Genomic DNA, 26,642 nt, shown 5'->3' on the forward strand with positions numbered 1-26,642 from the left:
ACCGAGACAGGATGTCGCTCTAGCCGCATTCGGCCGGCGATCTGCTGCGGCGACCAGCCATGCATGATCCGGTCTATGACGGACTGCCTGACATTAGAAAAGCGCGATAGCTTCCGCAATTTAGCGCGCCGTTCGCACGCCATGCCATGCGCCGTAACACAGTAATAGCCGTTCAGATCCGGGACGACTTCATCGATGAACATGTTACGTCGAATCTCTCGGAAAATCGTCGAGCGATGACGCCCAAGCTTCTCGGCGATGATGCCAACAGTGAGGCCCGCCATGCGCCAGCGGGCGATCTTGCGCCGTTCATCCATGTCGATGTGCGAGTAGGTGCGTTTCATTGAAGCTTCCTTGCGAGTGACAACCCATTGGTATCATTCGCAAGTCGCACTTCATCCTTGAACCCACCCCGGCTACAGGCGAATCTGGCGTAATGCAGGTTATGGAACTCATGGATTGAAGAATACCCAGACACGACGAAGACCGGGCTCCGACAAGTTGATGAGTTTCGTCTATTTAGAGAAATGTTGCTGAACCTTTTGCTTGCGCAGGGTTATCTCGGCGGTAGCTTTCATGTTCCGCTTTGGGTCGTACTTTCGTGCCAGGCAGCAATGGCGCTCGGCACCCTATTCGGCGGCTGGCGCATCGTTCACACAATGGGCTCGAAGATTACCAAGCTGAACCCGATGCAGGGTTTCTGTGCCGAGACGGGCGGCGCTTTGACGCTCTTCGGCGCAACAATTTCCGAACGATGTCATTCTTTTACCTGTCCGCTCCCCTGGTGCGGCATCCCTGATAAGGTCGCATCAGTCTAGTACGAAATGCCCCGTCCTGGCGGCGGGGCATTTTGCTGTTCAAACCCGGCACTGCGGGAAGACTTCTCACGAGGCAGTGCAACGAGTGGTGCGACTGATTGTTGGATCGTTCAGCCAGCGAACTCCTCTAGACCTGTCTTGATCTCTGGACTGGCAACAAAGCTCACCGGAAATCGACAGAGAGGGCGTTGAAGGACGGCGGGAGCGGTGCGCGGGTCGGTGAGGAAGAAGCTGGTCGGCAGCCATCTGCCGGTCGGGCAATATCGGGGACTCTGAAGGTTCCATAGGGCGAGGCCAGCGCAAGATCGCCTCCCAGCCTAAGACGGTCCTCCTCACCGGGGAAGCATGACACGAGGCGCACCCGGCTGCAGCGAACACCAATCTGCCGCGGCCGGCGTCTCCGGGCGTTAGCGTGACATCGCCGGCAGAAAAAGGGCGAATGCAGCCAGGTCAACAAAAGGACGAAGAGGATCGCAGCGATTGCGATCGAGAACAGCCGGGCTCCTTTCGGCATTCTGGACCCGCAATGTATTGCCGCTCAAACGGGCGGTGGCTCAACCATATAAGGCCGCCGGCTTCGGCGACACAGATAAACTTCGCGTTCGGGATTGGCCTCTATCGCAAACCCTGCGCTGCGCAGCATCGCCTCGATAGCGCCCTTATTCGGAATAAACCAGTTCGTGGGATCGGCGGCGTAGCACTGTTCGACGAAGAACAATTTGGGATAATCCGGCTGATCGAAGATGCTCCATTCAGAAAAATCGTAATTCTCCTCCAGCGCGGCAATTCGCTCGTCGCCGCGCTGGAGGCATTGGAACAGCATGAGATCACCGACCACATATTCGTAGAGGAGATCGAGCGCCAGCAAAGGATGGCGCAAATGGTAAAGCACGCCCATGAAGAGCACCAGATCGAATGTCTCCGCCAGCTTCGGCAGTTCATATACCGACATCTGCCTGAATTCGACGTCGAGGCCGAAGTGGCCGGCGGCCAACCGGGCCTGCTCGAGATAGCGCGCGTCGGAATCGATGCCGAGCACCCGCCCGGCATTGCGGCGCTTCATCTCAAGCGCATAGAAGCCGGCATTGCAGCCGACGTCGAGAACGCTGCGCCCATCGAGATCTTCCGGCACCACGTGCTTGAAGCCTTCCCATTTGAAGGCTGGGTAGTCGCCGAGAAAATGGTCGGGGGCGGTTTCCACCTCGCCGAGCCTGATATTCTGAAACCAGGGACCCAGTTCGGCAACGCGGCGTTTCAAAGCCAGATTCATCATCGCCTCCACTTAGTTCGCTCAGTTGCCGGCGGGTGCAGCTTGAGGAGCAGCGGTGTTGCTAGGGCGACGGGGCACAGCCGTGCGCTTGCGCGGACGCTCCGCGAGGTTGGCGGCGAACCAGTCGATTGTCTGTGCCAGCCCTTCGGCAAGCGGCACCGTCGGCTGCCAGTCGAGAAGCTGGGTTGCACGCGAAATGTCTGGCCGGCGACGCTGCGGATCGTCCTTCGGCAGAGGCCTGTAGACCAGCGCGGTTCGAGCCGGAACCATTGAACGGATAATCTGGGCAAGTTCATTGATGGTGAATTCCCCCGGATTGCCTAGATTGACGGGCACACCAGGATTGGGCCGAACATCCATCAGCGCCATCAAACCGCCGACCAGATCGCTCACGTAGCAGAAGGATCGCGTCTGCGTCCCGCTTCCATAAATTGTGAGGGGTTTTCCTAAGAGTGCCTGAACGACAAGATTCGAGACGATCCGTCCGTCGTTGGCCTGCATGCGCGGCCCATAGGTGTTGAAGATGCGGGCAACCCGGGCATCGACGCGAGCGCCGCGCAACATATCGAAGCAAAGAGCCTCCGCGGCGCGCTTACCCTCGTCGTAGCAGGCGCGCGGCCCAGTGCAGCTGACATTGCCGCGGTAGTCCTCGCGCTGGGGATGCTCGGCCGGATCGCCATAGACCTCGCTCGTCGAGGCCTGGAGGAAGCATGCGCCATGCCGTTCGGCGAGCGCAAGCAGGTTTCCGGTGCCGGCGACGCAGGTCATCATGGTATGGACGGGGTCGGCCTGATATTGCGGTGGGGATGCGGCACAGGCAAGATTGAAGATCTGGTCCAGCGGCTCGTCGATTTCGAGGAAGTCGCAGACATCCCGTTCGATAAGCCGGAAGCCCGGATGGTTCATCAAGGGTCGCACGTTGTCTCGCGATCCGGTGATATAGCTGTCGACGCAAATGACGGTATCGCCTCTGCCGAGGAGCGCATCACAGAGGTGCGAACCGACAAAGCCGGCTCCCCCTGCTACCAAAACAGTCTTGCCTATTCTGGGACGATTGACTTGAAGCATCGATACTCTCCTTCAGGCTGAGATACGCTCGTAAGCTGGACTTATAGGAAGATTAGAAAGGATCCGAACGAGTTCGCCGGCGCGGACAGCACCTGTATGTCCATCAAGAACCCGCCCTTTGGCGGCTGCAGCAATTGCCATACGCTCGCGTTCGGAAAGCTCCATCAGCGCCAACATGACATCGTCTGCTCCACGCGCAACGATGAGAGCTTCGCCATCCGGCAGCAACTCATCGAGCCCCCGCCAGTTGTCGCTGATAACAGGCGTCCCACAGGCGGCGGCCTCAAACAGGCGTACGCTCGGCGACCAGCCGGCTGATATCATATCGCTACGGGTAACATTGAGGGTGAAACGCTGGCGGCTGTAGAAACTCGCATGATCGGCGGGCGCCAAGTGCTCGATCCGCTCCACATTGGATGGCCAGTCGATCTCGGCGGGATATTGCGGTCCAGCAACGACGAAGCGCATTCCCGGCAGGCGACGCGCCGGCTCCAGGAGGAGACGTTCTAGCGTCGGCTGGCGATCCGGGCTGTAGGTGCCGAGATAGCCGAGGTCCCAGATCGGGGGTTCGCCGGTATTGGCGTAGCGTTCCTGATCGACGGAGCAGTAGAGTGCGACGGCTTTTTGGGCGCCAAAGTTCTGCTCCAGCCGTGTCAGCACCTCTCCTCCCGAGAAGGAGAAGTAGGCGTCAAATGTCGGTATCTGTCGTTTCGCGACGTATTCCTCGTCACCACGATCAAGCTTCGCCAGGGTCACGGGCGTGTCGATGTCGTAGAAGCAGAGACGGTTCGGTCCCAGCGCCTCGAGCTTGTCGATCAGCGCCACCCCCTGCGGGACATAGGAGCCTACGATAACGGCATCGGCGTTGCGCAGCCGCTCCCCGTAGAGGGCGATCATCGCATCAAGATCGGAATAATAGGCGAGCTCGCAAAAATCCGGCGTAGCGAGATCCCTGTGATCGGCATACCAGGGCACGTCCCGCTCCAGGAACAGAACCCGGTGACCGTCCGGGCGCAGGCCCTTGATGAGGGCGCGATAGGTCGTAGCATGGCCGTTTCCCCAGGATGACGAAAGCGCAAGGCCGAGGAAGACGATGTCGAGCGGTCTTGTCATTCGGCCGCCTCCATCCGCGCGCCGAGGCGGGCGCGAAAGACAGCGTCCACCGTTTTGGCGCGGCTGGCATAAGTGTGATCGTTCAGCACGCGCCGACGCGCCCGTTGTCCAATTTCCCGCGCTGCGTGGCGCGACAGTCCGGCCATCAAGGCTGCTACCTCCTCTCCGTCTCTCGCGACAAGAACTTCCTCGTTGGGCTTGAGGAAGAAGTCGATGCCTTCCCAGTGGTCTGTGATGAGGCAAGCGCCGGCGCCGGCTGCCTCGAACACGCGCGTTGCAGGTGAGAAGCCGTTCTCAGCCATGCTGGCGCGGGATATGTTGAGCACTGCCATAGGAGTGACGTTGAAGGCGTTGTGATCGCGCGTCGATACGTGGCCCATATAGTTGACATTGGGTGACATCGGCTTGTCATGCCAGCCGGAACCGCCCAGCAGAAATCTCCGGTTCGGTAGACGAGAGGCGGGCTCCAGGAAAAAGCGCTCGACCCGCGCCTCGCGATCCGGCAGGCGATTGCCGAGGAAGCCGAGATCGGCTGCAAAACGGCCATCTTCCGGAACTGGATGATGCGTTTGCGGATCGAGCGCGTTGTACACAGGTATGCATTCTGCCGCCCCGACAGTGCGATATGCGCTAACGACAGGGTCGCCGCCGCCATAAGTCAGCACAAGATCGATCTCGGGGAGCGCCCGGCGCAAGGGATGATCCGGATCTGCCTTGAGCTCGGCAAGGGTTGCCGGCGCATCGACGTCCCAGAAGATTTTCAGGGCTCCCTTCCGCGCGTTTCGAAGCACTTCCTCCAGTAGAAGATGGTCTTCGAAACCAACGCCGCTCGCCTTGACGACGATATCGGCCTTGGCCGCTTCCGCCGTCACGGCCTTCAATGCGTCGACCGTTCCTTCGTAGACGACGACCCTGCACCAGTCGGGCGGGTCTATGTCGCGGTTTTTCTGCCGGTCATAGACATCGGGCTCGTAGAAGGCGATATCGTAACCTTTCTCTGCCAGCGCCCGCAGCAGGCCGCGATAATAGGTGGCCGCGCCATTCCAATAGGCTGAGACGAGACTCGAACCGTAAAACGCGATTTTCATTCCGCGGCCTCCCGTGGGTGCAGGCTCGCGGCGACCTTGCTCGTGCCGCAACTCGCCAGGATTGTCAGAAGTTCATCAACGCGGTGTCGGCAAGTGTGACGCGCCTTTATTGTTTCGAGGCCGGCTGCAGTCAGGCTCGCCGCCAGATCGGCATTAAAGAGGACGTCACGCAGGCTTTTCTCCATCTCCTCTCCATTGTCGGCGAGCAGGTAGTCGCAGCCAGGCGTGAAGAGGTGTTCGGCATCATCCCAGGGCGCTGAGATCAGGGGAATACCGCAGGCGAGAGCCTCGAAAACCCGGATGGTCGGGATACCCGGCAGATGCTCGACATAGGGCCGCCGCGGAATATGCACGGTGACCTTGTTTCGAGCGAAGGCAGAAGGAGCATCCGCATTGGCGATCCAGCCGCCATAGGCTATTCCGGCATTGCGAAGTTCATCCAGCGCATCATCGGGATAACGAACGCCACGCACCGTGGTCTTCAGGCCGAGATTTCTGGCAGGACGGATCAGAAACTCGCTGATCTCGGCCGATCGTTCTTCATCACCCCAGTTGCCGATCCAGATGAGGTCGCCTGTTTTTTCAATATTCGGGAACGGCCGGAACAGCGCATCGTCCGCTGCCTCATGCCAGGTGAATACGGACTTTCCCCAGCCTGCGCGAAGATAGCGCTCACGTAATGTTTGGCCGAAGGCCAGTACCCCATCGTAGTCTTTCAGCATCAGCGACGCGATGTCGCCTTCGGCTGAGACCGCGCGATGATGCGTATCGTGGAAAAGCAGAGTGAAGGGATCGCCATTGCGCCGGATGCGGCCGATGCGCTCGACCAGCTCTGGTTCCGTCCACTCATGCACGATGACGACGTCGGCGTCGGCAAGGGCTGCTTCGTGGTCGAACGCCTGGTCGTAGATCTCAGAGCGGTGCTGCGGAAAGGCCTCGTGAAATCGTTCGATCGCGCCGGGTCCCTGATCCTTGACGAGGTTGGTGCGGCTCCATGCGCCTGCCGGCTCCAGTGCCAGCGTTTCGTGACCGCGCCGCTGGAGATCCCGCATGACGCCGCGAAGGAAATGCGCATTGCCATGGTTCCAATCCGAAATGAGCGAATGTGTGTAAAAGATGAACTTCATGATCATTCCGCTGCTGTTGAAAAGAGGCGGCTAAACATGTCGGAGTAGATCCGGCACACAGCCTCCGCCTGAGCATCGAGACTGAAGCGCCCAGATCGCTCGCGCGCCTTGAGCCCGAGGACAGCGCGCCGCTGCGGATCATCTGCGAGCGCGTTGAACGCGTCGGCGAAGGCCTCGGGATGACGCGGGTCGGCAAACAGGGCAGCGTCCTCCCATAGCTCGCGATAGGTCGGGATATCCGACAAAACCAGCGCAGCGCCCGCTCTCGCTCCTTCGAGCGCTGCAAGGCCGAAGGGCTCATAAATCGAAGGTGAAGCCACGATGGCAGCCTTCCGGATGGCGTCTGCCATCTGCGGATGGGCAAGCTCACCGCGATGGATGGCGCAGCGAAACTGCATGAGCTGCCCGTTTGGGCCGTTATTCGCGCCGGCCGTTACCACCGGCCAGCGCGCCATGCGTGCCGCGCCATCGAGCACGGCGGCGTTTTTCCCCTCATCCCACCATCGTCCGGCGGCAAGAACGAAGTTTCGCTTCTGTTCATCGGACGTCTCGAGAGCGCTCGCATTGAGAACGACCCGGAGGTTCGCAATCCGCCCGTAGGCCGCTTGCATCGCTTCGGCATGACTGCGGCTCGGCGAAATCACCGCTTCCGCGCGCGCGAAGCCAGCTTCGTTCAGCCGATATTGCCATTGCCAGCCTTGCGGCACCTGGCTGCCGCGAACAGCGGCAAACCACGTGACCACACAGGAATGGCAAGCCACGATAACGGGCAGGTCCGTTTCGATGTTCGCCGCCTGTGAGGGCAGATTGAGATGCAGGAGATCGGCCTCTTCGCTCCGAGCGAGATCGGCGATCTGGCGCGGGACGTCTGCAACTGCCTTTTCGTCCTCAACCATCCAGTCGAGCGGCGCATCAAGCCAGACGAGTTTGCCGATCCGCTCTGCCTCGGCCGCCTTTTCCTCGCGGGGGGCAGGCCCGAGCCCCGCGAAGATCACGTCGACGTTGTGCGGCTTCAGCGCCGCAGCAAGATCCATGGCGTAGCGCCAGACACCGCCCACGGCATCGACGGTCATCACCACGCGGCGACGTCCCTTGCATCGTTTTTGTTGAATCATGCCGATACCTTCCGCTTTTCCCTGCGGATCTCGCGGCCGCCGAAACGATTGGCGATCAGCCACTCGGCGAGATGCCGCAGGCCCTCGCGCCATCCGATGCGGGCCCTCCAGCCGGTTTCGCGTTCGAGTTTTTGCGTATTGGCGACGAAGTAGAACTGGTCGCCGGCGCGCCACGGGCCGAAGTTGGTTTCGACCGCGCGTCCCGTCAGTTCCTCGATCGCGCGCAGCACCGACAGCACGCTGACGGCGTTGCGGGCCCCCCCGCCCAGATTAAAGGCTTTGCCGGCCGCGCGATCAATATCCGCGAGCAGGGATCGATAGGCGGCGACGGCATCGTCCACGTGGAGGATATCACGCACCTGCTTGCCGTCGCCGTAAATGGAAATGGCTTCTCCGGCGAGAGCCCGGATCAGGAAATGCGCCACCCAGCCCTGGTCCTCCGTACCGAACTGGCGAGGCCCGTAGATGCAGCTCATGCGCAAGACCGCAGCCGGTATTCCGAACGACTTGGCATAGTCGAGAATATATTGGTCGGCGACGCCTTTCGAGCAGCCGTAGGGCGTGCAGAAATCGAGAGGCTGATCCTCGGCGATGCCCTGCATGCGGATGAGTTCGTCTTCGGGAAGATAGCGGTCATCGAGGTCGATCATCGTGAGATCGTCCAGAGCGCCATAGACCTTGTTGGTGCTCGCGAAGATGACCGGCGCCCGCCTTCCGGCCCTGCGAACCGATTCCAGCACATTGAGGGTGCCACGGGCATTCGTTTCGAAATCATCGAGCGGGTCGATGAGGCTGGTGGTCACCGCCGTCTGGGCGGCATAGTGGAAGACGGCCTTGGCATCCTTGAAGGCCGCTTCTATTCCCATCAGGTCGCGAACATCTGCAAGGACGGGATGCACCCGCGCCCCATGCCGTTCGATCAGCCATGAGAGGTTCTGGTCGACACCTGATCGGCCCAGATTGTCCAGAATGACGACGTCTTCGCCGTCGCTCAGCAGGCTGTCGGCCAAATTGGAGCCGACGAACCCGCTGCCTCCGGTGACGACGACGGGTGCGGCACCGGCGGCGATATGCGGGGCGGCGAGCGCCGCGACCTCTTCCAGGCGCCCGAGCCCCCCCTCCATGAGAAGACGGCCAAGCAGCTTCGGCTTGTTGTCATGGCTGACCGCGCCGAGATGATAGTGCCGAGGATCGAACCACAAGCCTTCCTGAACCGGCACATCCGGCGGCACATCTCGCCACGAATACCAATACATTCGGTCGGCCGGCACCTTCAGCGCCTTGATGAAGCGCCGCGCCTGCTCGATCTCGTCGTTACGCCAGGTGGAATAGCCTGCTTCGGTGATCCAAATTTCCGCGTCGCCATTGTAGCGCTCGATGATCTCGCGCATCTCGCCAAGATGCATATCCCAGCCGCCCCACGTCGCCTGCTCGCTGTCCCATGTGCCCGGAAAGCCATGAAAGCCGACGGCATCGATAACGGCGAGCACACCACGCTCGCCCATCAGATTGATCCAGTAGGGATCGAAGGGGCAAGGGCCGCCAAGTACGGGCTTGAAGCCCCTCCGCTTGGCCCAATAGGCGGCGCCGCCAATCATTTCACAAAACAGCAGGAAATCGCTGTCCTGCCGCCAATCCCAGTCGAGCAGGTTGTTCGGTTCGTTCCATAGCTCGACATGACGGAAATAGCGGCCGTAGCGCGTGAGGATGTGATCGACAAAATCGGCGTAGGATTTCAGATCGACCGGCGGCCCCGATGACTTGCCCGTCCGGGAGAGAGAGGGCGGGGTATAGTGAATGCAGGGTAGAAGATCGATCTCACCGCCGACACGCGGAATCAGCCAGTCAAACCATTCCTCACCACCGGGCGCGAGATATTCGGCCCAGGACAGATGCGTGCGCAGGTAGCTGGCGCCGCTTGCGAGAATGTCCGGCAGCACGGCCTCCGTGCGCTCGTGCTCCCCCGGGCGGAACCATTCGACGAAACCGAAGCGGCGTATTTCCTGCTCTTTCAATGATCGGGAACCGGCTTTGCTCATGAAACCAGTCCTCGTTCTTCGAGCTGCCGCTTCATCTCTGCGCCGCGATCGACAGCACCCGTCTGCCGCACCCACTCGGCGAACGGACCGAGCGAATTTTCGAGACGGTATCTGGGCTCGAAACCGAGCAACTCGCGGGCTTTCGAAATATCGGCAAAACAATTGCGGATGTCTCCCGAACGTGCCTTGTTCATGACGTCGGGACCGATCTCCGGTGCTCCCATGGCGTCGGCAAGAAGCGTCGCAACATCGGCGATCGAATAAGCCTGGCCGCTGCCGACGTTGATGACATGACCGGAAGCTGCCGGTTTTTCCAAAGCCAGGCGGAAGGCCGTCGCGACATCGCGCACATGGACGAAATCCCGCCGCTGCTTTCCATCCTCGAAAATCATCGGCGGCTGCCCGTTAGAGAGGCGCGAGGCGAAATTCGCAAGCACGCCAGTATAGGGATTGGAAAGAGCCTGGCCTGCGCCGAAGACGTTGAAGAGCCGCAGGGCGACGGCATCCCGCTCGTATGCCTCGCCGAAAATCAGGACTTGCTTCTCCTGGGCATATTTCGTCAGCGCATAGATGGAAGCGAGATCAACGGGCTTTTCCTCATCGGTAGCAACCGGCGTCAACGGCTCGCCATCAGGGCCAAGCGGATCCCAGCGGCCGCTTTTAATTTGGTGCATTCGACGTCTGATATAGCCGAGCCGCCTGCCATCGGGTGTGAGATAGAGTCCTTCTCCATAGACGCTCATGGAAGAGGCGACGACGATTTTCCGAATGGGCAGGTCGATCATGGCTTGAAGCAAAATAGCCGTTCCTAAGTCGTTGCAGCCGACATAGCGGGCAATCTCATACATCGACTGGCCGACGCCAACCTCGGCGGCGAGATGAATAACCCCATCCACCCCGACGAGCGCCGCCCGCACTGCATCCTTGTCTCTCACGTCACCGCGGACGACCTCCGCGCCTTCGGGGACGCTGGCTTCCGCATCCGCATGCACCTGATCGATCAAGGCGTCGAGGATGCGTACGTCATAGCCATTTTCCAGAAGTTCTTCAGCAACATGACGGCCGATGAAGCCGCATCCGCCAGTAATCAAAATCGTCATTTTTGGACCCATTCCATTGAAGAATTTGCTTCGGAGATAGCGGCCGAACCGAGCGTCGGTGGAAAAGTTCCTTCATCAATGACATCTTTTATGACTTCATCATCAATGACTTCTTTGACTTCTACCGGAACTCTTTGGGAAGCGCGCAGTTCGAGGGGAGCCACATTGGAGGACATCCCATGGACTTTGCGAAACCCACGGCTCAGCTCATGCGGGCCGCAGTCGTGACCGGCCCCGGACGTCTGTCCGTTGAAACGCGGCCGACGCCGAAACCGGGTCCCGGCCAGGTCAGAGTAAGACTGGAGGGCTGCGGTGTCTGCGCCTCCAACCTAACCCCATGGGCCGGACCGGAATGGATGACGTTTCCCACCGAGCCAGGCGGGCTTGGGCATGAAGGGTGGGGCATCGTCGACGCTGTAGGCAGCGAGGTCACGGACCTGCAGCCGGGACAACGGGTCGCCGTCCTTTCCTATCACGCCTACGCCACGCACGACATCGCCGATGCCTCGATGGTCGCGGTGCTCCCCAAGGAACTGGGCGGCAAACCGTTTCCCGGTGAGCCGCTCGGATGCGCAATGAACATTTTTCGCCGCAGCAATATCCAAAGCGGTGAGACGATTGCCATCATCGGCATCGGCTTTCTCGGCGCGCTCCTGACACAGCTTGCTGCCACTCAGGGAGCACGGGTTATCGCCATCTCGCGACGACCCTACTCGCTGGATGTGGCGAAACAGATGGGAGCGGTAGAGACCATTGCCATGGACGATCACTGGCGCATCATCGAAAGCCTCAAGGAACTGACCGACGGCAAATTCTGCGACTGCGTCATCGAAGCGGTGGGCAAGCAGTGGCCGCTGGACCTGGCAGGCGAGCTCGTGAAGGAAAGAGGCAGGCTTATTGTCGCAGGCTATCACCAAGACGGCCCGCGGCAAATCAACATGCAGCTTTGGAACTGGCGTGGCCTTGATGTCATCAACGCGCATGAGCGCGATCCTGCAATATATATGCAGGGCATTCGCGATGCCATCGAAGCGGTGCGACAGGGTCGCATTGATCCCGAGCCCCTTTACACGCACCGCTATCCTCTGGAAAGACTGGACGAAGCGCTCGATGCGACGCGCGATCGCCCCGACGGCTTTCTCAAAGCGCTGGTACAATATTCATGAACGATTTGATCTCGATGCCGGCGGCCAATGCCGTCAAACCGTTGAGGCTGGGCTTTCTCGGCGTGGGATGGATCGGCCGACACCGGATGAAGGCAATCCTCGACAGCGGCATGGCGCAAGCCGCCGCCGTCGCCGATCCTTCGCCGGAGATGGTGGCGGAGGCCAAGGCGTTTGCTCCTGAGGCCAGGATCGCCATCGATCTGGACGATCTGCTCGGCGACGAGCTAGACGGCATCGTGATCGCGACGCCAAGCGCAAGCCACGCCGAGCAGTCGATGCGCGCGCTCCAGGCCGGCCTCGCAGTCTTCTGCCAAAAGCCGCTTGGCCGGTCGGAATCCGAGGTGAAGGCCGTCGTCGACGCTGCAAGAGCGGCTGACAGACTGCTTGGCGTCGACCTTTCTTATCGTCACACGCGCGGCATGCAGCAGATCCGAGATCTCATCCACTCCGATGCTCTTGGCAAGGTATTCGCGGCGGATCTGACATTCCACAATGCCTATGGCCCCGATAAACCCTGGTTCTACGACAAGAACCTGTCCGGCGGTGGCTGCCTCATCGATCTCGGAGTCCATCTTATCGATCTGGCTCTATGGTCTCTCGGCTTTCCGCCCGTTGCCGCCGTCACCAGCGAGCTAAGGGCGGGTGGCGAGAGACTTGCAAGTGGCAGTCAGGTCGAGGATTTCGCGACGGCGACGCTCACGCTTTCCGGTGGTGAAATTATCCGATTGGCGTGTTCCTGGCGGCTGCAGGCCGGCTGCGACGCCGTGATCGGTGCCGATTTCTATGGAACCGAAGGAGGCGCGTCGTTCAGAAATGTTGACGGCTCTTTTTACGACTTTACTGCCACCAGGTTGTCCGGCACGTCCCGTGAGACCCTGGCTCTGCCGCCGGATGAATGGGGCGGACGGGCTGCCGTGGACTGGGCAAGAAAGCTCGCCCAAGGCCAGGGCTTTGATGTCGACTGCGAACGATTTATTGCGGTCGCGGTAGCGATCGACAGAATCTATGACGCAAGTGGAAATCAGCTGCGATAGCAACCTGACGTGCCTTTCGCGATGGCGCCGGCGTCCGACCCAGTCATTTCCCCCGGAGGTGATAACGAAGGTTCCCTCCAACAAATTATCGTTTCCACCGCGGGAGGTAGCCGAAGGCAGGCACTACTCCTTTTCCGCCGCCTCGATTCGATCAAGCACTGCATCGGGTGCGACGTCCCTTTTCAACTCGTGAACTTCGGCGTCCGCCTCGGTCGCAACCTCGAGCTTTCTTGCGATTGCCTCCACCATTGAGATCAGACGTGTGGTTTCATGCTCATTTAATAAGCTCACCTGCAAGTCTAGATCAGCGCGAACATCGTCTTCCGCCGCCATGCGATTCTGGTTGATCAAGACAAACGTCGAAAGGAAAATCGCTTCCACTGACGCCTCCATTGCCAGAATAACCAATGATGGATCCCATGGCACAATCGCTGGTATCCATGCGAGGTTCGCGACGATCCAGACGCCGTAAAAGATGAGGTGAATATAAACGAATGTCATGGATCCCGCGAAATGGCTGATCAACGCCGCAATTCGCTCGTGCCGAGATGCTGCTCGCTTGTTCTCGCGGCGACGTTGCATGATAGCGTCGATATTTTTCGCCAGAGCTGGTGTAAGCCCCTCGGCGGCCTGTGTAGTTGGGCTAGAACTGGGTTGATTTCGCATGAATACCACCATGCATCAGTCAGCAACATCTCAGCCGCCCCGATGCTTGAAGCGGTGAGCATCATAGATCAAGCGCAAGTTAGCCCTGGAATAGATATCAGAATAACGTGCTGCCTAGCTTGGCTTGAACAGACGTCGAACTTTGGAGGCAATCCGAGGTTCCGCGCGATGAGCAGTTCAAGCTGGCATCTGATGTCATCAAAGCCGCGACGGAACCGGCCAGTCAACAAATCGAACTGAGCTGACGACTTGGCGGAGTTCGCTTATCAGCCGACGATATTCCCGCAAACAGTTTGTTGCTGCGTGATCAATCTCCGCCTGGATCCCGCCGTTCGGCCGCCTCTACTGCCGCGCCGATGGTCAAAGAGATTATTGGTCGCACAGCCTCGCTGCTTGGCGTTCGGCCTCATTTCGGTTCGAAGGATGCTCCCTATTCGATAGAGGACTTTTAGAGTTGGTCCGCGGCAGATGCTATGGCTGCGGCACGGGGAAAAAAGCTATCAGTTCGTCGACAACCGAGTGATTCGATTGATCAATTGTCCTGAGGAGACCTCGTAGTCGGTGAAATCTCGATCCGAAGCGTAGATCGCTGTTGGAAGAGTGGCGCCGGTAAACCGGCGCAGACCATCGCCACCCGCATGGCGCTCTGCTGGAAGAGCGGTACGAGCACCGCCTCAAGCTCGGGCGTCGGGCGATCTTCGATCGGTTTAAATTGGTTGCATAATTTAGTCTGTTGCCCCGACGTGAGGAAAGTCCACTAGATCGCGGGGACGTGTTCGGTAGCGTACCAATGCGTCCGACATGTCTTATTTAATATATTTCTAATTTAGTAATGCCTATCTCATCCGCTTGGTAGTAGGAGGACTGAGTAAGCATGCAGCGTATTGAATTTCTCGAGAATGTCGAAACCAAACCCGTGTGGTCGGTAAAGGATCTCGCCAAGCGCCACCATCTCACTGATATCGAGGAGGCCCGCTTGCTGCAGCTATTCGGCCCCTTTGCTACAGCATCCGAACTTCTTCATAACGCCCAGCGAGAGCCTCGGTGGCGGTAGTATTACGCCCGGCTCATCACTGGCCGAGCGTCCGTCGCAGTCATTTCGTGCGCACGGAAAGGTGTGGGGCTACTAACCCCTTCACCTTTTCAGGGTTTTGAACTGCAAGAAACTTCCCTCAAGCATCAGCGGCGAACTTCACCAACATGTCCTGTTGGAAGTTGTTGGCCGCTCGAAGAAGACGACGTTCAGCTTCAACTGCATACCTGCTGTGGTAGCCGCGAGCCTCTCGGCGCTCGGCTGATCCCAGGCTTTGATGGTGCATCCTTGTCTTCCGAATCAAAAGATTGGTTATGGACCAGGTTCGTCACGGGAGCGGCACGACGATGGCGCTCTCAATCCTCATGACTTACCGTGGCGTCAGGACCTCGACGGACGCGGTCAATGTCCGGCTCGCGCGCGGCGCGGTCGAGCGGCACGACCTCGTGCCGGCCGACGGAAACCACCATGTTTTGGAGAGCCTCGCGGCTCCAGCCGAACCACATGAATTCGAAGGCGAGCTACTCCTGGCACGCAGCGTCGATAGTGAGCGGTTTCCCTTCACGATGTTGGAAGCAGAGCGCCATCATCATTAGCAACAAACGGCCCGGCCGATGGTAAGCTAGTGCCGGATCCAAGCATTAGGTGACGTCACATGCCGAAAGGATGACGCATCGATCGATCAAGTCATACCGAGCTGCCGCTCAGGAGACGGGAGCGGTGCAGAGCGCCGCCCAGAGATCGTGCTTCCAGTCAGTTCTCGGCCGTGCCGAAATGTCGATCGCATAGTCGGCGGATTTGATCCGCACCGTTGCGGGCGCATCGCAGCGCACATTCGCCTGGTGTCTTCCTCCGTCCCGATAGAGCACCGTCCCGTCGCTGTCGAATTCCGACAGCGTGATGACGACGTCGAAATCAAAGGCCGGATCGCGGACGGGACCGCCCTCTGCCAGACTGAGGCTGACCGACCGGCTGCCGCCGAACGAAGCGGTGTGGAAGATGGCGAGCTCTGACGCCGCCGACGTCGATGCGGACAGCGCGCAAAGGACGCCACTACCTTTCGTCTTAGCAGCGGGTCTCGGGAACTCGAAAGATTTCCTTTCGAGGCCGTTTCTCCCGCCTTCGTGATGAGCACCGCAATTGTGCATCGGACATCGTGAGGACGGATCGACACCCGCTGCTGCGCGAGCACAAGGCCCCATCCTGATCTGGCAACTTGACCAACGGGAAGGACTTATGATTGGATCAGTGGATACAAAAAGCCAGAGCGGACGTTTGATGTCTTCATCCATTGCCTCATTTGGAAAGCATGCCTCTACCGCCGAGGAAGAGGCTTATCTGCACATCCAGCGAGCGCTTCGGCTTGGTCGCTACAAGCCAGGCGAACGACTGATTCCTGAGGACATCGCAAGTGAGATCGGCATGAGCCGCATGCCGGTGCGGGAGGCGTTCCGGCGCCTCGCTTCCGACGGGTTGGTGGTTCTGCGGCCCAATCGCGGCTGCATCGTCGCCGGTCTTACAGTTGATGAACTCTACGAAATTTTTGAAATGCGGTCCGTGCTGGAGGGCCTCGCGGTCAGACTGGCAATGCCGCGCATCGACGAAGACGAGCTCGAAGAACTCGATCGCCTGCTCGAGCGCATGGAGCGCGCCGGCAAGAGTGGCAGCAGTGACTGGGTGGTCCGGCATCAGGAATTTCACGGCCGCATTTGCGCGCTGAGCCAAAGGCCCAAGCTCACTCACCAGATCGCGACGCTGCACGCGGTGATCGAACCCTACATGCGCATCTGGTTCGACTATGTCGAAAAGCCGCTCTCCGCCCGTGAAGAGCATGCTGCAGTGATCGCGGCGCTGCGATCCGGCGATGCGCACAAGGCGGAGCAGGTAATGCAGTATCACATTCTCGGTACAGCACCGTTGCTCGCCGAGTTCGCGACACCGAGCCGGTGATCAGCGCCGGCCGGAGAGAAATGCCCCAAGCCGGCAACAGACCGGAAACGGGCGACGGGAACAGCTAGATCAGCCAACGAAAGGGGAACCCACATGAAAATTCATCGCCTGGCCGCCGTCGCGGCCCTATTCGGAATGCTCGGCTTCGGCCACACCACCCTCGCCCAGGAAGCTCCAAAGGCGATAACCATCGCCACCGAAGGCGCTTATGCGCCCTGGAATTTCACCAATGCCGACGGCAAGCTCGACGGCCTGGAGATCGACCTCGCCAACGATCTTTGCGCCCGGATGAAGATTAAATGCACGATCATCGCGCAGGACTGGGAAGGCCTTATTCCGTCACTGAAAGTCGGGAAGTTTGACGTGATCATGGCCGGCATGTTCATAACACCGAAACGCCTCGAGACGATCGACTTCACGCAGCCATATGCGGTCGATCCGGGCAGCTTCGCCGTCGCCAAGAATAGTGAACTTGGCAAGCTCGGTCTTTCCGGCGAAAAGTTCAATATGGACGACGAAGCTGCATCCATGGCCGCGATCGAAAAGCTGAAGCCCATGTTGAAGGGCAAGGTGGTCGGCGTCCAGGCAGCAACGACAATGCTTGAGTTCGTCAAGAAATACTTCGGAGATACGGTGGAAATCCGGGAATACAAGACGACCGAGCAGCATGACCTCGATCTCGCGGCGGGCCGCATCGATGCGTTGTTCGCGCAACAGACAGCCCTCGCCATAACGCTCGCGAAACCTGAATTTGCCGATTACACGCTCGCGGGGCCTGGCTTTGTGGGCGGCCTCTTCGGTCTCGGAACCGGCGCAGGCCTGCGCAAAGAAGACACCAAGCTCAAGGACATGCTGAATGCAGCAATAGACGAGGCGATCGCAGATGGCACGATCAAGCGCATCTCTGAAAAGTGGGTGAAGACGGATGTGACCCCGGTCAAGTAGGTGCGGGCGGACCTGCCCAATCGGACTGGCTTCGGCCGTGCCGTTGGGCAACGCGCTGAAAGGCTCCAAAATCACATGACCGATATCTTTCACAATTTTGGCTTCGGGCAGGGCAGCTGGGACGTCGCCCTGCTCGTGGCATCCGGTATTACGCTATCCTTGTCAGTCCTCGGCTTCCTTCTCGGCGCCGTCTTCGGCGCGCTCGCCGCAGGCGGCAGGCTATCCTCGCGTCCTGTTCCTGCCGGGCTCGCCAAGGCCTATGGCACGGTGTTCCGCGGCATTCCCGATCTGCTGACGATCTACCTGCTCTACTATGGAGGCAGCATCGCCCTGACCCAGATCGGCAATCTCGTGGGCAGCACCGGCTTCCTCGGATTGCCGACATTTGCGACCGGAGTGCTGGCGATGGGCATCATTTCCGGCGCCTATCAGGGAGAGGTTTATCGTGGCGCCTACCAGGCGGTGGATCGCGGCCAGTTCGACGCCTGCACGGCGCTCGGCCTGTCCCGATACCAGTCCTTGCGTCTCGTCATCGTGCCGCAACTCATGCGTCACGCGCTGCCGGGGCTCGGCAATGTCTGGCAGCTGGTGCTCAAGGACTCGGCATTGATCTCCGTAATCGGCCTCGTCGAACTGATGCGCCAGGCGCAGATCGGCGCCGGCTCCACTCGGGAGCCCTTCATCTTCTATATTGCGGCCGCCGTGCTCTACTTCGTCATCGCCGCCGTGACGGCTTCGATTTTCCGCTACGGCGAGGCCCGTGCCTGGCGAGGCATGGTCCACGCATGATCGACCTCGCCTTCTTTCTCGAGATCATCCCCGCACTCCTCGCCGGGCTGCCGATGACTCTGCAGCTTGCTGCCTTTTCGATCAGCATCGGATTCATCATTGCGCTGCTGCTTGCACTCGCCCAGCAGGGAGATCACCGGCTCCTGACTTGGCCGATACGGACCTTCGTCGCGGTCTTCCGTGGCACTCCACTGCTCGTCCAGATCTTCCTCATCTACTATGGCCTCGGCCAGTTCCGGCCAACACTCCAGGCGATCGGGCTCTGGTGGCTGTTCCGTGAGCCTTATTGGTGCGCCATCATGGCACTCAGCCTCAATACGGCAGCCTATGGAAGCGAGATCCTGCGCGGAGCGATGCTGGGCGTGCCGCGCGGCCTGGTCGAGGCGGCCTCGGCGTTGGGCATTCCACGCTTGCTCACGCTGCGCCTCGTTGTCCTGCCCCTCGCCTTACGCCAGGCGATTCCGAGCTACAGCAACGAGATCATCCTGATGGTCAAGGGCACGTCCCTTGCATCGATCATCACCCTGATCGAGGTCACCGGTATCGCACAGGGACTGATTTCGCAGACCTATCGTGCTGTCGAGGTCTTCATAGCCGCCGGCGCCATCTATCTGACGCTCAACTTCACCATCATCTCGGGGCTGAATGCGCTTGAAACCTGGCTTACGCCCTACCTGCCGCCCCGTACCTGAAGCAGGCCTAGCGGAAATAACGAGGAGAATGCACACGATGCGCAATTTCGAGAAGCCGACGCGTTCCGTCGCGGTATCGCGCCATGCGATGGCGGCAACCTCGCACCCTTCCGCAACGCTCACGGCGCTGCAGATCATGGAGGCCGGCGGCAATGCTATGGACGCCGCCATTGCCGCCTGCGCCGTGCAATGCGTCGTCGAGCCGGGTTCGACAGGCATCGGCGGCGACTGTTTCGCGCTCTATGCGCCGGGCGGATCGGACAAGGTCGTCGCCTACAACGGCTCTGGCCGCACACCGGCCGCTTTGACTGCCGACTGGTTCGAGGAGCGCGGCTTGGCAGAGATCCCACGCCAGTCGCCGGCCGCAGTAACGGTTCCAGGCGCGATCGATGCATGGACACGCCTGCACGCCGATCACGGCCAGCTCCCTTTTGCTGACGTGCTTGGGCCTGCCATCCGCTTTGCCGAAGAAGGTTACGCGATCACGCCGCGCGTGCATCGCGATTGGTCCTTGGAGGAGGAACTGCTCGCCGCCGATATGACGGCAGCGAGGATCTTCCTTCCGGGCGGGCGGGCGCCAAAGATCGGCGAGTTGCATCGGCAGCCGGAGCTGGCCGAAACCTTCAAACGTCTTGCCGCCGAAGGCAGTGACGGCTTCTACCGTGGTCCCGTTGCCGAGGACATCGTCGCCTATTTACGCTCTCTCGGCGGGCTTCACACAATGGAAGACTTTGCCAGCACGCGGGGTGAATATGTTATTCCGGTTACCACCGATTTTCGCGGCTATACAATTCACGAATGCCCGCCGAACGGCCAGGGCATCATCGCGTTGCTGATCCTCAATATACTGAGCCGCTTCGAGGCCAAGGGCGATCCACAATCGCCGGACCGGCTGCATGTCGAGATCGAGGCGACGCGCCTTGCCTATGCTGCCCGTGACGCCTGGGTCGCTGATCCGGACAAGGTAGATGTCCCGGTGGATGAGTTGCTGTCGGAGGCGCTGGCCGACAGGCTTGCGGCAATGATCAAGCTGGAAAAGGCACTGACCGACCTACCGCCGTTCGAAATGCCGCTTCATCCCGACACCGTCTATATCTCGGTCATCGACCGCGACCGCAACGCCGTCAGCTTCATCAACTCGATTTTCGACAGTTTCGGGACCGGGTTGGTCGCGCCGCGCTCCGGCGTCATACTGCACAATCGGGGTCAAAGCTTCTCGCTCAAGCCAGGCCATCCGAACCGAATCGGACCATCGAAGCGGCCACTTCACACGATCATTCCGGGCATGGTCACGCGCAACGGCCGAGTAGAGATGCCCTTCGGCGTGATGGGCGGCTACTATCAGGCACTTGGCCATGCCCATTTTATCTCCAAGGTCCTCGATTATGGCATGGACCTGCAAGAGGCGATCGATCTGCCCCGGGTGATGCCGACCTCCGATGGAACAAGAGTGGAGGCCGAGCATACGATTGACGGCGCGATCAAGGCCGAACTCGAACGACGTGGCTTTACCTTTTCGCGTGCGGAGGATCCGATTGGCGGGGCGCAAGCGATCCGCATCGATTGGGAAAACGGGACTCTGACCGGGGCATCGGAATCCAGAAAGGACGGTGTAGCCGTGGGGATTTGAGGACTTTTGTCCCCGTAAGAACGGAATTTATTCAGGGACTAAGATGGAAATGGCATGGCGCGCGCAATACTTGTGATTGTTGCTTGTCTCGTTAGCGCCTTGCGAGTGCGCGGCCTCGCCATGGCCCGAAACATTGCACTTAACGCAGGAAGCAAATTCTGCGTTGCGATAGCAACAACATTCGGGTGGCACTCTAGTGCAGGCTCGTGAAGGCGCGTATGCCCTTGACGAGTCTGTTTCAGCTATAAGTCCCAGGATCGGCGAGGCAGCATAAAATGCCGTCCCTGCAATTTGCCGCAGTTGTTCGTTCCTCTCAAAACCTCGAAACGCAATCGACATGTTGATCCAACGTGTTAGTCTGCCGGTCTGAGACACGGCAGCACACCATGCTGCGCCTCTTTGCAGCTCGACAGGCGGAGTGACGCGATGAAACTCGACCGGATCGATATAAAGATTCTACATGAGTTGCAGAAGAATGGGCGCGTGACCAACGTAGAGCTCGCCGACCTCGTCAACCTTTCCCCGAGCCCTTGCCTGATGCGAGTGAAAAAGTTGCAGTCGGAAGGTTTTATCGAAGGCTATTCCGCGCAGATCAATGTCGCCAAGCTCGGCCAGACGCTAACGGTTTTCACCGAGATTACCCTGAAGAACCACCGGCAGGTCGACTTCGCCCGTTTCCTGGCAACGGTCGAAAAGGTTGACCAGGTCATTGAATGCCATCTCGTCTCCGGTGGCTATGACTATCTCTTGAAATTCGTTACAGCCGGGATCAGCGAGTATCAGACGATCATGGAGCGACTCTCCGATATGGAGATCGGCATCGACAAATATTTCAGTTTCGTGGTGCTGAAGTCGCCCATCGTCAAAGCGCATATGCCGTTAACGAGTCTGTTTCCTCTGTAGGTTGGCCACGCGCTTTCAATGTCACGGGGCAGATCCTTGCCAAAATAAGCTGGAGCGATCCTCTGACCTCACAGTTGTGCCGCGGCAGCTCGATGAGCCGCTGCGGCACAACCTTATTCGTCGTCGGCTATGCAAACGCGGGCCCAGCCTTTCAAGGCTGCGCGCACATCGGAATCGGCCAGAGTATCTTCGAGCCTCTGCGGCTGCGCTCGTTGATCGCGTCGACGTCATTGCGCACCCGAGGACACCATTGGCGAAGGCGGATGTCGTGGCCACTGGGGCCTCCGGATCACCCGAGCGCCTGGTTGGTGAGAGCAAAGATGGTGGGAACGGAATCACCAATGACGATTGGCGGCTTCATCATGGCAATGGCACCGCTCACGTGAGGGAGGCCCTGCTCGGAGAGCCATTGGGAAAGGCCGGCCGCGGCGGCGGTGGTATCGACCCTGAGGAACTTGCCGGGCCGCGCGGCAATAAAATAGGAGATGAGTGCCTTGGCGTCGTCGAGGTTCGCGGCGATGACAGGACCAATAACCTCGCCACGGCCAAATGTGCGAAGGAAGGCGAAACCGGTGACCTTGCCGTTATGGCGTACGACAGCTAATTCACCGGTTTTCGCAAGATATGAGATCAGATCGCTGCGATCGGCGCCGAAAGCCTTTCGATCGAGTTCTTCGATGACAGCGACATCGGTTAGCGTTGCCGCCATCGCGGCCGGTGGCGCGGCTACTCTCGCTGCAATGCCCTGGTGCTGCAAAATACGGCCAGTCTCACGAAAACCAAACTTTTCATAAAGCGGAAGACCTTCAGCCGTCGCCACGAGCCGCAACGACCGCTCACCGGCAATGCCTACTGCGGCCTCCATTAGTCTGCGGCCAAGGCCGCGCCCCCGCATGGCTTCGTCGACAATGACCATATTAATCGTAGCACAGTCTTCCCGATACCGCGTAACGAGGACGGTGCCGACCACCCGGCCGTCCTCGATGGCGACGACGCCCTCACTTAATGCAAGCGCCATCTCCCAATCCTCGGGGCGATGGGGCCAGCCTGCCTGCCGGGAGAGGTTCACGGCGGCACTTAGATGTTCGGGGCTGAAAGCGGCAATATCGATCTGACTTGTCTGCACGACACTTCCTCGGATTTCTTGTGTAAATGTGAAGGATTGTGAGTTGGCAAATCGACTAAAGGCTGCACTCTCAGTGATATCTTTCGCTTTCCCCTCATCGTCCGCAGCATCTTATGCTGGCACTGAATGACCCACGCGCAAACCGCCACCAGCTTCTTCCTCGGTGCCTACCTGCGCACACTCTCGCCCGAGACCGGACTGTTTAAAACCGCCAAAGGAGGCCGTCGCGGTGAGATCGCGCCGGTGTTCAGTCCGGCCAAGCCGAATTCGAGTGCCGCGCGTCGACACGCCAGGCTCAGCTTTCGGTGTAGACGTAGGCGCGACGAAGAGGCTGGGGCGCCAGTAGATCTTCTCCTTTTGGACGGGGATCAGCGGCTGGCGCTGGTAATGGCGCCATTGCGCGACGATGCCCCCTCGCCAGAGTTCACGGCATCGAAAGCTGCCAAAGAACGTCCCTGGCGCGCCAGCACCAGCCCGGCAGAAAGGACGCTAACACGCCGTGCGAAAATCGGTTCAGGGCATCAAGTCCTTCATTCGGTAATAGGTGCCCACAATAGGCAGGAACCAGGGATTCCCGGCATGCAACGGAATCGCGGGCCAGGCGAAACCGTCAAGCGGGTTGGCGTCCTTACGCCCCATCGCCATATCGGCAAGCGCGTTACCCATGAAAGTCGACAACTGGGCTCCGTGGCCGGAATAACCCATGCTGTAAATCACCCCTTCGGCGCTGCCCGCCCGAGGATAACGATCCTGCGTGCAACCGACGAGCCCGCCCCAGCAATAGTCGATCTCGACATGTGCAAGCTGCGGGAATATGCCAACCATCTGCTGGCGCAGAAGCTGACCGGAGCTGACGTTGGTTTTCTGGTTCGATACCGCCGAAAATCTGGCGCGCCCTCCGAACAGCATGCGGTTGTCGGGTGTGAGACGGAAATAATTGGCGATGTTGAGGGAGTTCGTGAAGTTGCGGTTGCCCGGAACCGCCGCGGCAATCTCCTGCGGGGTGAGCGGCCGTGTCACAATGATGAAGGAAGCGATCGGCATGAGTCTTCGTCGGAAATAGTTGAAGGTGCTCGGCGTATAGGCGTCTGTCGCCAGGATGACCTGGCGCGCGGTTAGTGTGCCTGTCGGCGTGTTGAGCCGCCAGCCATTCCCCACGCGTTCGCGCGCGGTGACGGGGTTACGTTCCCAGATCTCGGCACCATGGCGGTGGGCCGCCTGCGCCAGGCCGTTGGCGTAGCGTCCCATGTGCATCATCGCGGATTTGGGAGAGAGAATTCCGCCATGGAAGGCATCCGATATCACCTCCTTGCGAAGGTCCTCACGCGTCAGCCATTCGGCTGACGGGTCGACCTCCCGGCGGATTTCTGCGCACATCGTTTGGAGCTTGGCCACGTGGGACGGCTTCGAGGCCAGCTTGATTTTGCCGCCCCGGCGAAAGTCGCACGCGATCTTTTCATCCTCGATGATCCGCTCAATCATATCGATCGAGTCATCATAGGCTCGCCACAAGCGGCGTGCCCGGTCTTCCCCGAGATGCTGTTTTGCGGCGCCGAAACTTGCGAAATGACCGCTGTTGAGGTGCCCTCCATTGCGACCGGACGCACCATACCCGACGTGCTCAGCTTCCAGCAGGGCGACCTTCACCCCGGATTGCGCCAGTTTGCGCGCAGCGCTCAGGCCCGTGAAGCCCGCACCGATCACCGCCACCTCGAAATCTCCCGAGACCGGGCCAGCGGTGCCGCTTGCAAATGGGATTGAAGTTTCATGCCAATACGAAGCAAATCTCATCACCCCAAGCCCTTATGCTCGTCTGATCGAATGCATCAAGTATAGGCCTGCTTGCGCTCAATAGTGCGGGGCGATCGGCTGCGTTCCGCAATTATTGGCTTTCTTATGAGGGACAAACCACAGGATATTCTGTTTGGTGCCATGCGCCTTAGGTGCCGCAAATTTGAAGGGGCTGGCTGCCTTCCGCCGCGCCCACCGCGACGATCGCTCAGTCATAAACGCAAACTAGATTTTGCGCACCGTTTCGATGGAGGATCCGAGTTCCACTCTGCGTCGCCGGCAGGTACGACGTGACAGGTGAGTTGGTAGGCCCGATTGTCGCGCAGATTGAAGCAGCCCCCTTCCGGCCCGGGATAGAGCGTCACCTTGGCCCGCCATCCGGCGATAATTTACCAATGCAATCCGTATAGCTCCGCTGGGGTATTCTGCGACCGTCTGGCGAGAATATGTTTGGCGTTCTTGCGCGAACAGATGCCCTTGGAGGCGGCTTGAATGACACCACTTTAAGCGAAGCTGAGTGCTATTCCTGCCGGAATCGCGGCTTTGTTAGGTAAGAAATTGCGGATAATGCCTAAAAGCAAGCCGAACCTGCCGCTCTCTGTGTGTAAATATTCCAACAAGATTGCAACCTAAGCCGGGATCAGAGACACTGCCAGCGCGGTGGGCGATCCGGAGAACGGAGCGGATAGCTGAAATGCAAAAATCGGTGCGCCTGAAATCGTTCGAACTAGTCGCCCAGGATATCCAAAGCGTTGACGTAAGCCTGCTTCACGCCTTGTCGACCGGCGTGGGCTGGCCGCACCGCCTCAACGATTGGGAGTTCCTGCGCCGGGCCGGCCGGGGTATCGTCGCCGTGGACGGAATTGGACGCGTCTTCGGAAGTGCAATGTGGTTTCCTCATGGAGACGATTTTGCCACTATCGGGCTTGTGATCACATCGCCCCGAACGCAGGCAGAAGGAAACGGCCGCTGGTTGATGCAACAAGTGTTCGAGCAGTGCGGCGACCGCAATCTGGCTCTGAACTCGACCGACGCGGCTTATAAACTCTATCTGTCGCTCGGTTTCACAAAGGAAGCGACGGTTTACCAGTATCAGGGAGAGGTCGCTCCCGCGCTTCCCGCGCTGCCAGCTTTGAATGGCGAGTTGAGTGCGCTGTCGATCGATAGGATCGAGGAGATTACCGCCCTGGACACATCTGCCTTCGGGACGAGCCGAGCGCGACTGCTTGCCCTTCTTGCAGAAGGTGCTGCAATTTGCGTGCTCCGGCGCGGCGGCGAACCTGTCGGCTATTCCATGTGTCGCGAGTTCGGGCGCGGTCACGTGGTCGGCCCTATCGTGGCAAGCAATGATCACGATGCGATGCATCTCGCGGCCGTGCATCTTAAAGAGCTGGCAGGTCAATTTGCCCGCGTCGATACACGGGAGAAAGGCCCATTTGCGGACTTTCTTCAACAAAGCCGGTTGGCTATATCCGAGACCGTTACGACCATGTCTAAAGGCCGTCTCTTCCTGAATCGACAAGCGAACGAACCGGCGGTATATGGCCTCGCTGGCCATGCCTTGAGTTAGGCCAGACGAGCGAAAATCCAAAGCTGCGACCATGTAGCACGATGGTATCCCGCTGATCTGCCGCGCGAGACACGCAGACCATCGTGCAGTCAGTTGCCTCTCTCCGGCGGGCGGTCAACAAGATATGGCAATGAATGATACGGCCGGTAGCAATTTGGTCTTGGAAGTCCCGCAGTTTCCTTCCTGGCAGGATCTGCTGACGTTTAACCGTGGTCCTCCAGCACCTGGGTGAGGTTTTTTTCGGCGGGCGAAAAAAGGGGTTTGCCCTACTTGGCGAGTTTCGACCTCGAGGCAATATCACCCACACAGTGTGCTTGACTGGCTCCAAATATGGTCCGAACAGACAGTTACGCCGAAAATGAATGTCGTGCGCCTCTCCTCATCATGTTGAAGGCGAGTGGCATAATTAGGAGCCAGCGGTGCGTGATGGCCGAGCCGTTTCCCTGTTCTGCCGGTTGGCGATCAGATCGTCGACGACAGCAGGATCGGCAAGTGTCGAGGTATCGCCGAGCGCGCCGAAATCGTCCTCGGCGATCTTGCGCAGGATGCGGCGCATGATCTTGCCCGAGCGGGTCTTCGGCAGGCCGGGGGCAAACTGGATCTTGTCGG

At 59.5% G+C, this 26,642-nt stretch carries 26 protein-coding genes and 2 pseudogenes; 12 read left to right on the forward strand and 16 right to left on the reverse strand.

Translation table 11 applies throughout. The annotated features are described in order from the left end of the window. The coding region (locus tag A7X77_RS30285; protein ID WP_156668174.1) for a helix-turn-helix domain-containing protein at window positions 1-344 on the reverse strand (344 nt) is incomplete at its 3' end. 195 nt (window positions 345-539) lie between these two features. Between A7X77_RS30285 and A7X77_RS30290 the strand changes: the two are divergent. Beyond that, window positions 540-797: pseudogene (locus tag A7X77_RS30290) on the forward strand (inorganic phosphate transporter); the annotation flags it as partial. A 277-nt stretch (window positions 798-1,074) separates the two neighbouring features. Here A7X77_RS30290 and A7X77_RS34130 read toward each other — a convergent pair. The 10 genes and pseudogenes from A7X77_RS34130 to A7X77_RS33270 form a co-directional block, all read right to left on the reverse strand. Continuing rightward, window positions 1,075-1,332: pseudogene (locus A7X77_RS34130) on the reverse strand (alkylated DNA repair protein); the annotation flags it as partial. A gap of 24 nt (window positions 1,333-1,356) precedes the next feature. Continuing rightward, complete coding sequence (locus A7X77_RS30295) at window positions 1,357-2,091, reverse strand: TIGR04290 family methyltransferase (RefSeq protein WP_082928886.1); 735 nt, start codon at window positions 2,089-2,091, stop codon at window positions 1,357-1,359. Between the two features lie 18 nt (window positions 2,092-2,109). After that, complete coding sequence (locus A7X77_RS30300; RefSeq protein WP_064686512.1) at window positions 2,110-3,156, reverse strand: UDP-glucuronic acid decarboxylase family protein; 1,047 nt, start codon at window positions 3,154-3,156, stop codon at window positions 2,110-2,112. Window positions 3,157-3,168: 12 nt separating this feature from the next. Next, window positions 3,169-4,269, reverse strand: coding sequence for a CgeB family protein (locus A7X77_RS30305; protein WP_064686513.1), 1,101 nt, complete (start codon window positions 4,267-4,269; stop codon window positions 3,169-3,171). Further along, complete coding sequence (locus A7X77_RS30310) at window positions 4,266-5,357, reverse strand: CgeB family protein (protein WP_064686514.1); 1,092 nt, start codon at window positions 5,355-5,357, stop codon at window positions 4,266-4,268. Before A7X77_RS30310 ends, A7X77_RS30305 begins: the two co-directional genes overlap by 4 nt. Next, window positions 5,354-6,484 (reverse strand): CgeB family protein, encoded by a 1,131-nt coding sequence (locus A7X77_RS30315; protein ID WP_064686529.1) that lies wholly within the window; start codon window positions 6,482-6,484, stop codon window positions 5,354-5,356. Before A7X77_RS30315 ends, A7X77_RS30310 begins: the two co-directional genes overlap by 4 nt. Before the next feature lie 2 nt (window positions 6,485-6,486). Then, window positions 6,487-7,599, reverse strand: coding sequence for a glycosyltransferase family 4 protein (locus tag A7X77_RS30320; protein ID WP_082928887.1), 1,113 nt, complete (start codon window positions 7,597-7,599; stop codon window positions 6,487-6,489). After that, entirely contained in the window at window positions 7,596-9,638 is a 2,043-nt protein-coding gene (locus A7X77_RS30325) for an NAD-dependent epimerase/dehydratase family protein (protein ID WP_064686515.1), read from the reverse strand. Before A7X77_RS30325 ends, A7X77_RS30320 begins: the two co-directional genes overlap by 4 nt. After that, complete coding sequence (locus tag A7X77_RS30330; protein ID WP_064686516.1) at window positions 9,635-10,738, reverse strand: NAD-dependent epimerase/dehydratase family protein; 1,104 nt, start codon at window positions 10,736-10,738, stop codon at window positions 9,635-9,637. Before A7X77_RS30330 ends, A7X77_RS30325 begins: the two co-directional genes overlap by 4 nt. Beyond that, complete coding sequence (locus A7X77_RS33270; RefSeq protein ID WP_156668175.1) at window positions 10,735-10,902, reverse strand: hypothetical protein; 168 nt, start codon at window positions 10,900-10,902, stop codon at window positions 10,735-10,737. Before A7X77_RS33270 ends, A7X77_RS30330 begins: the two co-directional genes overlap by 4 nt. Before the next feature lie 15 nt (window positions 10,903-10,917). On the opposite strand from A7X77_RS33270, the gene A7X77_RS30335 reads away from it, so the two are divergent. Together A7X77_RS30335 and A7X77_RS30340 are read left to right on the forward strand one after the other, a co-directional pair. Then, window positions 10,918-11,904, forward strand: coding sequence for an MDR/zinc-dependent alcohol dehydrogenase-like family protein (locus A7X77_RS30335; protein WP_064686517.1), 987 nt, complete (start codon window positions 10,918-10,920; stop codon window positions 11,902-11,904). Continuing rightward, entirely contained in the window at window positions 11,901-12,938 is a 1,038-nt protein-coding gene (locus tag A7X77_RS30340; RefSeq protein ID WP_064686518.1) for a Gfo/Idh/MocA family protein, read from the forward strand. Before A7X77_RS30335 ends, A7X77_RS30340 begins: the two co-directional genes overlap by 4 nt. 123 nt (window positions 12,939-13,061) lie before the next feature. Here the strand turns inward: A7X77_RS30340 and A7X77_RS30345 are convergent, their stop codons facing one another. Beyond that, on the reverse strand, window positions 13,062-13,604 hold the full coding sequence (locus tag A7X77_RS30345) for a DUF1003 domain-containing protein (protein ID WP_064686531.1): 543 nt from the start codon (window positions 13,602-13,604) through the stop codon (window positions 13,062-13,064). A gap of 874 nt (window positions 13,605-14,478) precedes the next feature. On the opposite strand from A7X77_RS30345, the gene A7X77_RS30350 reads away from it, so the two are divergent. Both A7X77_RS30350 and A7X77_RS30355 read left to right on the forward strand, forming a co-directional pair. Next, window positions 14,479-14,658, forward strand: a complete 180-nt coding sequence (locus A7X77_RS30350) for a hypothetical protein (RefSeq protein WP_064686519.1) — start codon at window positions 14,479-14,481, stop codon at window positions 14,656-14,658. A gap of 326 nt (window positions 14,659-14,984) precedes the next feature. Further along, complete coding sequence (locus A7X77_RS30355; RefSeq protein ID WP_156668176.1) at window positions 14,985-15,233, forward strand: hypothetical protein; 249 nt, start codon at window positions 14,985-14,987, stop codon at window positions 15,231-15,233. A 108-nt stretch (window positions 15,234-15,341) separates the two neighbouring features. Here A7X77_RS30355 and A7X77_RS30360 read toward each other — a convergent pair whose 3' ends face one another. Beyond that, a complete protein-coding gene (locus A7X77_RS30360) occupies window positions 15,342-15,785 on the reverse strand; it encodes a hypothetical protein (protein ID WP_245293807.1) in 444 nt (147 codons plus the stop codon). An 88-nt stretch (window positions 15,786-15,873) separates the two neighbouring features. Here A7X77_RS30360 and A7X77_RS30365 point away from each other — a divergent pair, with 88 nt between their 5' ends. The 6 genes from A7X77_RS30365 (at window position 15,874) to A7X77_RS30390 (ending at window position 21,546) form a co-directional block, all read left to right on the forward strand. Next, window positions 15,874-16,587, forward strand: coding sequence for a GntR family transcriptional regulator (locus A7X77_RS30365; protein WP_245293808.1), 714 nt, complete (start codon window positions 15,874-15,876; stop codon window positions 16,585-16,587). 93 nt (window positions 16,588-16,680) lie between these two features. Then, entirely contained in the window at window positions 16,681-17,532 is an 852-nt protein-coding gene (locus A7X77_RS30370) for a transporter substrate-binding domain-containing protein (protein ID WP_064686521.1), read from the forward strand. A gap of 75 nt (window positions 17,533-17,607) precedes the next feature. Next, window positions 17,608-18,321: an ABC transporter permease gene (locus A7X77_RS30375; RefSeq protein ID WP_064686522.1), complete on the forward strand. Its 714-nt coding sequence runs from the start codon at window positions 17,608-17,610 to the stop codon at window positions 18,319-18,321. After that, entirely contained in the window at window positions 18,318-19,013 is a 696-nt protein-coding gene (locus A7X77_RS30380; RefSeq protein ID WP_064686523.1) for an ABC transporter permease, read from the forward strand. Before A7X77_RS30375 ends, A7X77_RS30380 begins: the two co-directional genes overlap by 4 nt. Before the next feature lie 37 nt (window positions 19,014-19,050). Then, the gene (gene ggt, locus A7X77_RS30385) at window positions 19,051-20,643 is read left to right on the forward strand and encodes a gamma-glutamyltransferase (protein ID WP_064686524.1); all 1,593 of its coding nucleotides are present in this window, start codon (window positions 19,051-19,053) and stop codon (window positions 20,641-20,643) included. Window positions 20,644-21,069: 426 nt separating this feature from the next. Then, on the forward strand, window positions 21,070-21,546 hold the full coding sequence (locus A7X77_RS30390; RefSeq protein WP_064686525.1) for an Lrp/AsnC family transcriptional regulator: 477 nt from the start codon (window positions 21,070-21,072) through the stop codon (window positions 21,544-21,546). Window positions 21,547-21,835: 289 nt separating this feature from the next. On the opposite strand, the gene A7X77_RS30395 is transcribed toward A7X77_RS30390, so the two are convergent. Next, a complete protein-coding gene (locus A7X77_RS30395; protein ID WP_064686526.1) occupies window positions 21,836-22,672 on the reverse strand; it encodes a GNAT family N-acetyltransferase in 837 nt (278 codons plus the stop codon). 513 nt (window positions 22,673-23,185) lie between these two features. Beyond that, complete coding sequence (locus A7X77_RS30400; RefSeq protein ID WP_064686527.1) at window positions 23,186-24,463, reverse strand: NAD(P)/FAD-dependent oxidoreductase; 1,278 nt, start codon at window positions 24,461-24,463, stop codon at window positions 23,186-23,188. 694 nt (window positions 24,464-25,157) lie between these two features. Between A7X77_RS30400 and A7X77_RS30405 the strand changes: the two genes are divergently transcribed. After that, window positions 25,158-26,033: a GNAT family N-acetyltransferase gene (locus tag A7X77_RS30405; protein WP_064686528.1), complete on the forward strand. Its 876-nt coding sequence runs from the start codon at window positions 25,158-25,160 to the stop codon at window positions 26,031-26,033. 406 nt (window positions 26,034-26,439) lie between these two features. Here A7X77_RS30405 and A7X77_RS30410 read toward each other — a convergent pair. Beyond that, the coding region (locus tag A7X77_RS30410; RefSeq protein WP_156668177.1) for a hypothetical protein at window positions 26,440-26,642 on the reverse strand (203 nt) is incomplete at its 5' end.

This window comes from Rhizobium bangladeshense (assembly GCF_001662075.1).
GTDB classification, from domain to species: Bacteria; Pseudomonadota; Alphaproteobacteria; order Rhizobiales; family Rhizobiaceae; genus Rhizobium; species Rhizobium bangladeshense_B.